13 protein-coding genes and 2 tRNA genes are annotated in these 11,535 nt (G+C 64.2%); 7 read left to right on the forward strand and 8 right to left on the reverse strand.

The genetic code is table 11. The features are described from left to right. Positions 1-93: 93 nt before the first annotated feature. From ACEWFR_RS13860 to yciH, 4 genes are all read left to right on the forward strand, one after another. On the forward strand, positions 94-1,074 hold the full coding sequence (locus ACEWFR_RS13860) for an AAA family ATPase (protein ID WP_374061608.1): 981 nt from the start codon (positions 94-96) through the stop codon (positions 1,072-1,074). A gap of 14 nt (positions 1,075-1,088) precedes the next feature. Continuing rightward, entirely contained in the window at positions 1,089-2,231 is a 1,143-nt protein-coding gene (locus ACEWFR_RS13865) for a DUF58 domain-containing protein (RefSeq protein ID WP_374061620.1), read from the forward strand. Continuing rightward, positions 2,228-4,531, forward strand: a complete 2,304-nt coding sequence (locus ACEWFR_RS13870) for a transglutaminaseTgpA domain-containing protein (protein ID WP_374061609.1) — start codon at positions 2,228-2,230, stop codon at positions 4,529-4,531. The genes ACEWFR_RS13865 and ACEWFR_RS13870 overlap by 4 nt, the downstream gene beginning before the upstream one ends. A 159-nt stretch (positions 4,532-4,690) precedes the next feature. Then, entirely contained in the window at positions 4,691-4,984 is a 294-nt protein-coding gene (yciH, locus tag ACEWFR_RS13875) for a stress response translation initiation inhibitor YciH (protein ID WP_098725285.1), read from the forward strand. A 186-nt stretch (positions 4,985-5,170) separates the two neighbouring features. Here the strand turns inward: yciH and ACEWFR_RS13880 are convergent, their stop codons facing one another. The 7 genes from ACEWFR_RS13880 to ACEWFR_RS13910 form a co-directional block, all read right to left on the reverse strand. After that, positions 5,171-5,536, reverse strand: a complete 366-nt coding sequence (locus ACEWFR_RS13880; RefSeq protein WP_374061610.1) for a rhodanese-like domain-containing protein — start codon at positions 5,534-5,536, stop codon at positions 5,171-5,173. 93 nt (positions 5,537-5,629) lie between these two features. After that, complete coding sequence (locus ACEWFR_RS13885; RefSeq protein ID WP_374061611.1) at positions 5,630-6,217, reverse strand: NUDIX hydrolase; 588 nt, start codon at positions 6,215-6,217, stop codon at positions 5,630-5,632. 149 nt (positions 6,218-6,366) lie between these two features. After that, a complete protein-coding gene (locus tag ACEWFR_RS13890) occupies positions 6,367-6,777 on the reverse strand; it encodes a DUF5809 family protein (protein ID WP_374061612.1) in 411 nt (136 codons plus the stop codon). Positions 6,778-6,802: 25 nt separating this feature from the next. Next, the gene (locus tag ACEWFR_RS13895; protein ID WP_374061613.1) at positions 6,803-7,285 is read right to left on the reverse strand and encodes a DUF5810 domain-containing protein; all 483 of its coding nucleotides are present in this window, start codon (positions 7,283-7,285) and stop codon (positions 6,803-6,805) included. Between the two features lie 64 nt (positions 7,286-7,349). After that, positions 7,350-7,823 carry a ribosomal protein S18-alanine N-acetyltransferase gene (gene rimI / locus ACEWFR_RS13900; RefSeq protein ID WP_374061614.1) on the reverse strand — a complete coding sequence of 158 codons (474 nt, stop codon included), beginning with the start codon at positions 7,821-7,823 and terminating at the stop codon, positions 7,350-7,352. A gap of 145 nt (positions 7,824-7,968) precedes the next feature. Then, positions 7,969-8,463, reverse strand: a complete 495-nt coding sequence (locus ACEWFR_RS13905) for a DUF892 family protein (RefSeq protein WP_374061615.1) — start codon at positions 8,461-8,463, stop codon at positions 7,969-7,971. A gap of 181 nt (positions 8,464-8,644) precedes the next feature. After that, positions 8,645-8,926 (reverse strand): DUF6360 family protein, encoded by a 282-nt coding sequence (locus ACEWFR_RS13910; RefSeq protein ID WP_374061616.1) that lies wholly within the window; start codon positions 8,924-8,926, stop codon positions 8,645-8,647. 800 nt (positions 8,927-9,726) lie between these two features. Between ACEWFR_RS13910 and ACEWFR_RS13915 the strand changes: the two genes are divergently transcribed. The 3 genes from ACEWFR_RS13915 to ACEWFR_RS13925 all read left to right on the forward strand — a co-directional run bounded on the left by ACEWFR_RS13915 (position 9,727) and on the right by ACEWFR_RS13925 (position 10,775). Then, entirely contained in the window at positions 9,727-9,867 is a 141-nt protein-coding gene (locus tag ACEWFR_RS13915; protein WP_176548157.1) for a hypothetical protein, read from the forward strand. 56 nt (positions 9,868-9,923) lie between these two features. Further along, positions 9,924-10,619, forward strand: coding sequence for a hypothetical protein (locus tag ACEWFR_RS13920; RefSeq protein WP_374061617.1), 696 nt, complete (start codon positions 9,924-9,926; stop codon positions 10,617-10,619). Positions 10,620-10,701: 82 nt separating this feature from the next. After that, positions 10,702-10,775: transfer RNA gene (locus ACEWFR_RS13925), tRNA-Lys, on the forward strand. A 557-nt stretch (positions 10,776-11,332) separates the two neighbouring features. Here ACEWFR_RS13925 and ACEWFR_RS13930 read toward each other — a convergent pair. Beyond that, positions 11,333-11,408 (reverse strand) — tRNA-Cys (locus tag ACEWFR_RS13930). Positions 11,409-11,535 lie beyond the last annotated feature (127 nt).

The following is an 11,535-nucleotide window of genomic DNA, read 5'->3' on the forward strand; positions in this document are numbered from 1 at the left end:
GGTAGTTCATGTGACACAAAGCATATGTTCCGGAGCCACGGATGTCGTCGTAATGACCGGGTCGTCCGGGTCCCCGCGGACACCTTCGACACTATGACTGATGCAAACCCGACAGTAGACGCAGGCACCGAGTCGACGGTCGACGGCGACGCCCTCAGAATTTCGACGGTCGAACGACTGTGTGCCGACATCGAGGCGAACGTCTCGCGCGTAATCGTCGGCCACGACGACGTCATCGAACACGTCGTCACCGCCATCCTCGGGCGCGGACACGTCCTGCTCGACGACGTTCCCGGCGTCGGCAAGACCATGCTGGCGCGCTCGATCGCCAAATCCGTCGACTGCACGTTCAGTCGCGTCCAGTTCACGCCGGATCTCCTCCCCGCCGACGTCACCGGCGTCAACGTCTTCAACCAGAAGACCCGCGAGTTCGAGTTCCAGTCCGGCCCCGTCTTCGGTAACATCGTGCTGGGCGACGAGATCAACCGCGCGCCGCCCAAGACCCAGGCCGCCCTGCTCGAGGCGATGGAGGAGGGGCAGGTCACCACCGACGGTCGGACGCGCGAGCTACCGACGCCGTTTACCGTGATCGCGACCCAGAACGCCGTCGAACCGAATCGGACCTACGACCTGCCCTTCGCCGAACTCGATCGATTCATGAAAAAGCTCCATCTCGGCTATCCGGAGCCCGAAGAGGAAGCGGAGCTACTCGGCCGAACCGTCGGCGACCACCCGATCGAATCGCTCGAGCCGGTGACCGACCGCGAGACGCTCGTCGCCGCCCGCGAAACCGTCTCGACGGTGCGGGTCGCGGAGCCGGTTCGAGCGTACGTGACGCGGCTCGCGGCGTACACCCGCGAGCACGCGCACATCGGCGTCAGTCCCCGCGGGACGATCTCGTTGCTCCGGGCGGCACAAGCCCGCGCCGTCACAAACGGCCGGGAGTACGTGACTCCCGACGACGTGCAGGCCGAGGCCCCCGTCGTCATGGCCCACCGGATCAAGACGGACGGTCGCGACCGCACCGGCGACGCGATCGTCGAGGACGCACTCGAGCGCGTCTCCGTCGAATGAGGCGCCCTCGTCGACTGCGATTGACGCTCCGCGGCTGGACCGTCGTTGTCGCCGTAGTCGTGGCCGTCGCGCTGAGCTGGGGGTTCGGTCCTCGCGCGCTGAACGCGATCGTCGTCCCGCTGGTCGTCGTCTTGCTCGCCGGCCTCGTCACGGCCGTCCGAACCGACCGACCGCGCGTCGACCGCCAGCCCGTCAGTGAGGGGTTCATCGGCGAGCAGCGACGGGTCGAGGTCGCGATCGAGACCGACGGCCCGATCGCCGCGACCGTCCGCGACACCGTCGGTGACGGCCTCTCGTCGACCGCGGAACCCGTCACCGAGACGACTCTCGAGGGCGACGAAACGGTTACCAACGACGTGGGACTCGAGGCGCGAGGCCGTCACCGGGTCGGTCCGCTGTCGATCGTCGTCAGCGACATCGTCGGCCTCGTCGAGCGCCGATTCGAGTACGAGGCGAGGACGCCCGTGCTTGTCTATCCACGCGTTCACGAGCTGGACAGTGGCCCGGCCGCCGATATTCGGGCGCTCGCCGGCGTCGCCGATCGGCGCGACCGCGAGGAGTTCGACCATCTCCGGGAGTACCAACGCGGGGATCCGCTCCGTGATATCCACTGGAAGACCGCGGCCAAGCGCCCCGACGGCGAGCTGGTCGTCGCAGAGTACGCTGACGACGAGGCGATCGGAGCCGTCACGGTCGCCGCGGAATGCCGTTCGCGTCGATTCGACGAGTTCGCTGACCGCGACGATGAGTGGGCGGCGGCCACCGCAAGCGTTGTCACCGTTCTCCTCGAGCGAGGCGCGCCAGTCGGGCTCAGCCTTCCCGACGAGACGCAGCAGCCGGGAGACGGTCGAGAACACCACCGCGAACTGTTGGGACTGCTGGCCGTCGCCGGGCCCGGCGAACTGGACGACTGGACGCGGCAGGACGCCGACGTTCTGGTTCGAACCGACGCCGACGGGACGACGGTCGTCGTCGACGACCGGGAGATTCCCTTCGACCGACTCCGCGGTCGTGATCGAGGGCGACGAAACGGGAGCGACGGGCGCGATCACGACGCGCGACGCGGCCAGGGGGATCAGAACACGCAACGCGGCCGGGGCGATTACGACAGTCGACGCGAATGCGACGACGACGGACGATCGGGGGTGAGTCCATGAGTACGGACTCGTCCGGACGCGTCGGCGATCGGACGATATCGCTCGATACGAACCGAACCGTCGGCTCCGACATCGTCCGGCCCGTCGCCCTGGGCTGCGTGCTGGCCCTGACGGCGTCGTACGTGAGTGTCCTCTACGGGATAACGCAGATCGTCGGCGGCAGTCAGTCGCTGTTCGCGCTCGTCGCGGCGATGCTCGCCGCGGCGACGGTACTCGCGCGGCTGATCCGGCCGCGGACCGCTGCGGCCCTCGCACTGGCGGCGACCGGGATCGGATTCGGCTACTACCTCACGTCGGCCGGTGTCGATCCCAGTGTCGTCTTTACAGCCACCGACGCGCTCGTCTCCGACACCGTCGCACTCGCGACCGGTCTCCCCCTCCTCCGGATGCTGCAGGCGGGCATCTGGACGCTGGGATTCGCGCCCGCCCCCGTCTTCCTCTCGTGGTATCTCGCCCTTCGGGGGCGATACGCGCTCAGCGTCGTCCCCGGCGGAGCCGCACTGGGCTTTCTCGTGTTGACCGGCGACGCGGGCATGCTCGCCACCCTGTCCGGCACCCTCGCCGCCATCGGCGCCATCGCCGCCGGCGAACTCGAGAAACGGGGCGGCTCGATCCGGCAGGCGGACCTGCTCGCGGCCCTGTTCGCGCTGATCGTCGTCCTCTCGATGACGGTCACGATCGTCCCCGGCCAGCCGTCCGGGCCGACCCACCTCGTCCAGGGCGAACCCGGCACGCTCGAGGCGACGCTCGATACCGCGCCCCAGCGGTCAGGGATCTCCGGGCAGGTCGATCTCTCACCGGAAGTGCGGTTCACGGTCGAATCCGAGCGGCGATCGTACTGGCGCACGGGCGTTTACGATCGCTTTACCGGCGACGAGTGGATTCGGACCGGCCAGAGCAACCGGTACGACGGGCGGATCGGATCACCGCCGGGCGACTACGACCGGGTTGAACAGACCATCACCGCCGAGACGAAACTGGGGATCATGCCCGTCGCCCCACACCCGATCTCGCTCGGCGGCGACGTGACGCGGCGGGCGAGCGTCTCCACCCACGGCCAGCCGCGGCCCGAAACGCCGCTCGAGGCGGGCGACACCTACAGGGTCGAGAGCGCGATCGTCGACCCCAGTCCGTCCGCGCTCCGGGACGCCGGGACGAACTATCCCGACGACGTCACCGACCACTACCTGCAGACGCCCGAAGGAACCTCGAGCGAGTTCCGGGAGCGCTCCGCCGAGATCACGGCCGGCGCCGACAATCCATACGAGACCGCGGTCGCGATCGAGCGCCACCTCGAGTCCTCGAAGGAGTACTCGCTGGAGGTCTCCAAGCCCCCCGGAAACACCGCCGAGGAGTTCGTGATGGAGATGGACGAGGGCTACTGCGTCTATTTCGCGACGGCGATGACGCAGATGCTCCGCGAAGAAGGCGTCCCGGCCCGCTACGTTACCGGCTATACGAGCGGCCAGCAGGTCGACGACGATAGATACGTGGTCCGCGGGCTCGACGCCCACGCCTGGGTCGAGGTCTACTTCCCCAGCCACGGCTGGGTCAAATTCGATCCGACGCCGGGGGACGGCCGCGACGATGTCCACACCGACCGACTCGAGGAGGCCCGCGAAAACGGCAACGAGGACGCCGACACCGAAGAGAGCGCCGACGTGCCGGTTCGCGACGAATCGTCCGACGATCCCGAGGACGACCCGAACGATCCGTCCGGACCCGACCCCGACGACCCGAACGAGCCGGACACTCCGGACGACCCCAACGAACCAAGCGAGCCGAACGGTTCGCCAAACGAGCCGGCTAACGGAACGAACGAGAGCCCGACTGACCGCACCGAGGGCACCGAGTCGAACGACGGCGAGTCGCTCGTCACGGTCACGCGCGAAACGGCGGCGCTCGGGATTGTCCTCCTCTTTGGCTTCGCCGTAGGCGTGCGCCGAACGGACGCGACGACGCGCGCCCGTCGCGAACTCGGCGTCTACTGGCACGGCCGCCGGCGCGATCCCGATCGAGACGCCGAGCGCGCATTCGCCCGGCTCGAGCGGCTACTCGCACGCCAGTACCGGCCGCGCCGTCGGTCGGAATCGGCTCGAGCGTACCTGGCGGCACTGTCGGCAGCGGCGGACGACGCGACCGACGCGGAGCCGATCGACCCGCGAACCGAACTGGTCGTCGACCGCTACGAGCGAGCGACCTACGGCGGCGGTATCAGCCGGGCGGACGCCGACGAGGCGATCGAAATCGTCGACGATATCGCTCGAGAGTCCCTTCCAGTGGTCGGTCGGCTCCGATAAGACCGGGGGCAGTCCGAATGTTACCGCGATCGAACGGGAACTCGAGTCGCTCACCGGCGGCCAGTCCCCGGTACCTCCCCCGCCCACTCAAAAAGAACCGCGCGAAAGCATGCGGGTCCCGATAGTGTTTAATATGGCCGTTTCATAGCTACGAACGTAATGTCGGAAGTCTGCTCGACGTGCGGGCTGCCCGAGGAACTCTGCGTCTGTGAGGACGTGGCCAAGGGACAACAGCAACTCAACATCCGCATTGACGAGCGCAGATACGGGAAAGAGGTAACGATCGTCGAAGGATTCGATCCGAAGGACGTCGATCTGGACAGTCTCTCGTCGGATCTCAAATCGAAGTTCGCGTGTGGCGGCACCGTCGAAGACGACCACATCGAACTCCAAGGCAACCACACCGGTCGCATCGAAGAGTTCCTTCGGGACCGGGGTTTCAACGTCGCCTGATACCCGCAATGTGCTGAGACGACTTCCGAACCCACGACCGCATCGCAACACAGTTCTCCGTTTTTTCACACCGATCAACCAGTCGAATCGCCGAACCGCTGAGCCGAACTACCGACTGAGCGACGGGGATCCGACTCGAGGCTGCGTGGGAGTCGGAGTGTGCGCTGCCCCTGCGACCGAATCCGATTAGAACGGAGATTCGCGGTCGGCCGGTTCGTCCCGCTGTTCTTCCTCGCGAACGAGGCCGAACTTCATGCCGTACTTGTCGAGTCCACCCGCCATGCTCTCGACGCGCGCATCGGCGGTCCCCTCGTAGGACCCGATGAGCTGTGCGGCCTGCACGCTCGCCTTCCCGTGCGGACAGACGGTGACGATGTGATCGTCGTCTTCGAGTTCGTCCACACGGTCCGTGAGTTCATGGAAAGGAATGTTCTCGCTGCCCGGAATGTGACTGTGTTTGAAGTTTCGCTCGTCGCGGATGTCGACGATGCGAACGTCCGCATCGTCCTCGAGGAGTTCCTTGACCTCGTCGGTGGAAATTTCGCCGTCCATTACCGGCGCGTTCGGCCGCGGGCCGAATAAGGATGCGGGTCCGGTCGCGTCCGGCTGAGTCGTCGGAGATGTCGTCGGCGAATCGCGCTCGTGCTACAGGACGCCGTCCTCCATCGCGAGCAACAGCGCTGACAGCGTCGAATCGTTCGCCGGCTGCTCGCGGGCGCGTTCGAGCGCCTCGCTCACCGGCACCGTCGTCACCTCGAGGAACTCGTTGTTGTCGAGTTCCCGCTCGCCGGGCTCGAGTCCCTCGGCGTAGACGACGCCGCGGTCGTGGCGCAACACGCCGGTCGCGACTGCGTACTCCTGGAGGAGCGCGGTGCTCGAGGGACGAAAGCCGGTCTCCTCCTCGAGTTCACGGGTCGCCGCCTGCGTGTACGACTCACCGTCCTCGACGATCCCCGCGGGGAGCTCGAGGTGCGTCTCGCGGGTCGCGGGCCGATACTGTTCGACGAACAGGAGGCGGTCTTCGTCGCCGGCAGCGTCACCACCGCTCTCCGTGTCTGCGAGGACGCTCCCGTCGATCCGCGCGACCACGACGACCGCGGGAGGGAGGGCTGCCCAGTAGTATCGTTTCCGGCTCCCGTCGGGCTGTTCGAGCAGATCGTAGCCGCCGTCGTACCAGCCCGTCTCGTACTCGGTTCGCTCCTCGAGCAGGTCCCACTCGTCGGGTACAGTCATCGTGGACACGTGGGCGCTCGAGTGGATAATAGGTGCTGGTCGATGGCTGGCTGCGACGGAACACAGTTACTCGTCCGGCCAATCGAACAGCCAGTCGGCTCGCAGGTTTGTCGGATCGGTCGATGGTGCGTCTTCGATCCTGCGGTAGCCTACACGATATCTCGGTATAACCGCCCGAACGCCTGTCGACGAAGCGTCGCGATGGCCGCCTCCTCCTCGTTCTGAAACGTCGCCGCGACGGCCTCGCCGTCCGGCCCCGCGTGCCAGACGACACGGTCGACATCCTCGTGACCCGCCATCGTCACCTCGCCGTCGTAGTCGTCGCGCCAGCCCTCGAACTCCTCGCGAGAGCCGACGCGAACCGCGAGCAGGCTCGCGAAGAGGGCATCGCGTGCGGTTTCAACGACATCCCCTGTGACACGCTCGGCATACTCATCGCGGTCGAACTCCATGGCCTTCGCGACCTCGCGGACGACCGTCTGGGCCGCGGGACCGACCGATTCGTACTGTCTGTGCGCGTCCGCGACCGACTCGAAAGTAAACGTCCCCACTGTGTGCATATCCGTCCAGTCGGCAGAGAAGCAGTTACGCGTTTTCGTTCTCGTCGACGTCGCTCTCCACGCTCTCGCCTTCCTCGCTGTCGCCCGCTACGTCGTCTGCGTTCGGTGGCGATTCGTCGTCCGCGTCGCTCTCGCCTGTGGTCTGCATCTCGCGAGTCAACTCCGCGGCTTCCTGCAGAACGTTCTCGGCTTCGGCGGTCAACGAACCGCGGCCGGGCTGACGACTCTGGCGGGCGACCCCCTCCTCGAGCGAGTCCGGTCGCCCCGGCTCGTGGCCATGACTGTGGTCGTGGCCGGATCCCTCGAACTCGGGCGTATCGATTTCCCGTGCGTGCGGACTGACGATCTCGCCGAGTTCCTCGGGACTACAGTCGCCCCAGTGGGGTGCGTGCTCCTCAAGCCACTCGCGATGGTTTTCGCGGCCGAGCGACGCAGTGATCGCGAGGTGATTCGCGAGGTGCACCGCGTCGGCCTCTTCGACGTCACAGACCGGACAGGCGTATCCCATACGAGACCGTACGGGTTTGGACGGTAAAACGTGGCGCAACCTGCTACCGCAGCGCCACAACCCGCTACCGCAGTTTCCGAATCATCACGATCGCGTCCTCGCCGTCGCCGTAATAGTTGGCAATCCGCCGGAGCGGATCGAAGCCGAAGCCTCGATACAGCTGTTTCGCCCCGTCGTTCGACCGCCGAACCTCGAGTTTGACCGTCTCCGCACCGTGGGCCGCGAGCACGCCGAGCGATCGGGAGAGCAACGTGGAGGCAACACCCGCCCGACGGTGCTCTGGGTGAACGGCGACGTCCTTGACGTGGCCGAGCGCACGACCGATCTGCTGTGTCACGTCGGCGACGACGTAACCGGCGATCTCGCCGTCGATCTCCGCGACGAGAAACCCCGGTTCGCCGAGAAACCGCTCGAAGGCGTTGTACGGCCAGGCCTGTGCGAACGACGCGTTCTCGATACGAACGACCGCGAGTAAATCCGCACGCTCTGCCGGTCTAATCGACACCTCCTCACGTCTCTCCGGGGCGGGCGTCGTCACACGCGGGAGTAACACACCGAACAGTAAAAGCCGTACGCGTCGCGGCAGGGCCACTCGAGCTTGAGGCGCGATCGACTCCGCCACGAAAACGGATCGCGTACACCCTATTCGTCGTCTTGCGCGTCAGAGTCATCGGCCATTCGATTCACTCGGCCGGGATCGCATCCATCTCGAACTCCTCGGTCAGTCCCGTGAGTTCGTCGAGGGCCTCCTGCTCCTCCCGGAGGTTCTCCTCGAGCAGATCGGCCGCGTCGCCCATTTCGAGCTGGTCTGCCAGCGAGATCACATTGCCATAGGCAGCGATTTCGTAGTGCTCGGTCCTCTCGGCGGCCGCCATGTTGTGATACTCCATCACCTCCTGTGCGGGATCCATCGACGTGAACTCCTCGTACTCCTCGAGGAGCCCTTCGATGGCCTCGCACTCCTCCGTCTCGGGTGGCTCGCCGAACATATCGAAGCCCTCCTCGAGCCGCTTGATCTGGTCTTGGGTCTCCTCACGGTGCTCCGAGAACGCCTGGGAAATCTCGTCGTGCTCGGTGTTCACCTCGAGTTCCTCGAGCGCGTCGAGCAACTGGTGCTCCGCGTGATAGATGTCTTCGAGGCCGTGCTCGAACAGGTCCCGAATAGTGTTCATGCTCATAGAGTCACAACTGAAACGATTCACACACTGATCGCACAGCCGTCGTGCGATCAGGTGTGCAGTGACTTGCAGTGGCTACTATAGTATACCCCCTCCGTCGTTCGCTACCCGAATGAAAAAGACGGGAGCCTGCCACGGCAGGCGCAGATGCGGACCACCTTCGCCGCCAACGAAGCCGCAGCTACTCCGTCGCGTCCTCGACTCGACCCGCGTGTTTCTCGAGGTCCGCGGCCAACGTCCGGGCCTGTTCCGGCGTCAACTCGAGTTCGTCCATGTGCTTTGGCAGGTGCTCCTCGGCGAGATTATCGAGTTCGAACTGGAATCGAACGCTATCGGGATCCTCGCGATCAGCGGTCGCGTTCACGACGGCGACCGACTCCCACTCGAAGGTCTCGCCCACTGCTTTCCCCTCGACGTAATCCAACGTCGTATGCGCGGTAACCGACATCAGTCGATCAGACATATCGATTCGATCCTCAGTCTCCGAGCACTTATACTGCCGGCCGTCTCGAGCGATGACATCGAGAACGGCACCAAAACGATCACGAGGCGCGGTTGTCGACGCACTCGGTGAAACGGGTTTCAGACGTGAACGAGAGGAAGTGTGAAACCGAGTCCCGAAGCATTCGACCGCCGGCCGAGTTTCGAACACGGAGACGAACGGACTCGAGCCAACACTACTCACGGCGATCATCCCATCCAGCGCTGAAACAAGCGCCACACCTATCGGTTATTTTTGCCTCAACTTGCTCGCAGTCATTCGGTTCCTGACTCGAAGCGTGCACAGGAACTCGGTTCAAAAAGAGAGAACAGTCCACCACAACGTACCGATCGACGGCACTCCCGGGGAACGTCACACCACCGTTCGCATTCGCTCTTGCCCAACAGCGCTCCACCTATGCCGACACGACAGATATCGTCGTACCCGCATCGGGCGAAGCAGACACCAACACACGTTACAACCGAGGTCTATCGGATCGCTACACTCGCTCCAGTTCGAGCCGAAACGGGCAACTATGCAGTGCTTCTGGCTCGAGTGACCGCCACTGATCGTTCGTCAGTCAATACTCCGTGAGTTCCACACGGATCTGGGCCGTCACTATCGGTCCGATAAGGTGCGATTCGATACCAGACGGATACCGAACAGCTGTCACGAGAAGTCGACTCGTCAGAGATAGCGGCAGAAAGAGCCCATAAGACAGAGCACGGGTATCGTTTGCAGCCGAAGCGATACTTATGGCTACGGGGTTCGAATGGCCGCCAATGACTGATACAGCCGAATGCAAACCAGAGCCGATCAAGCAGGAAGCCGAAGAGCGTGACGACGCTCATCTCGACGATATCGAAGAGGGAGCCGGCTGTACGGAGATCTGGGAACATCTCGCCGAACAGCGCGAGGAATAACCGAGTCTTCAGCCCCGATAACGACCTTTTTGACAGCGGAACTCCTACCGAGGTTCATGACCGACAATCGCCCCGATGATCGTTCGCACAGACGTGACGAGAGCGATCGATCGATCCCCACGGATCGCGAATCGCCCGTCGGTTCACCGGTTATCCGGGGCGATGAATCGGTCGCCGGAACTCGCGCCCGCGAAGCCGTCCAGTTCGATCCAGACGACCCCGAGAGCCTCGCAGACGCCGCTGAAACCGTCCGCCGGTTCGCCGGCGGTGAGACCAACGACGATCACCTCTACATGCTTCGCGGTGCAGCTGCCTGCGCTGCCCTCGTTCGCGGCGAAGGCTCCTACAAAGCCGCCGCCGAACGCGCCGGCGGCGACGCTACCGTCTCCTTTATCCGCAAGTGGGCTCGCGTCCACGATCTCCCGCGCTCGGTCCGCAAACAGGTCGCACTCGGTCAGATCGCCCCGACAGCCGCCAAACACATCGCCCGTGTCGGCGGCGAATCACGGCTCCTCCTCGCGTGGGCTACCCTCGACGGAGACCTCACCGTCCGCGACGTCCGCAGCGTCGCCAGCGCGATCAACAATGGTGCCTCCATCGATCAGGCCCTCGACGAACACGATATTACCCTCGGCCGGCTCGAGCTCACCCTCTCGCCGATGACCTATCGCGCTCTCCGGCGGCGTGCCTCCATCGACGATGTCAATCCTGGGGAACTCGTCACCGAGGCGCTCGAACAGTACTTCGAATAAAGAGTGTCGGACCGGCGAGATCACTATCGAAGCAGTGGAGAAAGAAACGTTTAACCGCTGTTCCCCGAAAAAGGGAACTACAGGGCCGGTAGCTCAGTTTGGCAGAGCGTCTGGCTTTTAACCAGACGGTCGCGTGTTCAAATCGCGCCCGGCCCGCTTTCTGCCGACGAACAATTTCGCGAGTCGTCAGTAACGAGACCGTCAGGATTTGAACGCAGGGAGGTCGCGCGCAGCGGAGTCGTTCGGAAGACGCGAAGCGTCTTCCGTGATCTTCAAAAGAGCGCTTTGCACTCTTTTAGACCTCGCCGAGCGAAGCTCGGCTCAGTGACGAGAGAGCACCACTCTCTCGAACCATGAGCACGTCCGATCGTATGTTCAGATTCCGACGGCAGGAGGTATCTGAGGCAGACCGAAGTTCTGTGAACGGAGTGAGCAGGGTCTCAGGCATGGTATCAAATCGTGCCTGACCCGCTTTCTATCAGCGATCGTTTCCCGGAGTTGCTATAGTAGCCACTGAGACGATTCACACACTGATCGGACAGCTGTCGGTCGATCAGGCGTGCAATGACTTGCAGTGGCGACTATAGAGAGGCTGAGTAAGACACTATTGAAACCGGTTATCGGGAGTGACGGCTATGCGGACGAGAGGCGACTCTAGGACGTTCATCCAAGTGATCGAAAACAGCAGCTACTGCGCTCTTGGAATTGGGAAAAGCCAAGGGCCGGATTTGAACCGGCGGTGGGCGGCTCTGCAGGCCGCTGCGTTCGGCCGGACTCTGCCACCTTGGCGCGTTCTATCGTTGTTACTGCGTTCGTTTAAGCATAGCGGTACGGCACAAGCCGCTGTGAGTTGCTGTGGCGTGTATAACTGCAGAAAACCCCACAGCGTTACCGCCGAAGCGGTGACTCTGTGGGG

The organism is Natrinema sp. H-ect4, from assembly GCF_041894845.1.
Lineage (GTDB): Archaea > Halobacteriota > Halobacteria > Halobacteriales > Natrialbaceae > Natrinema.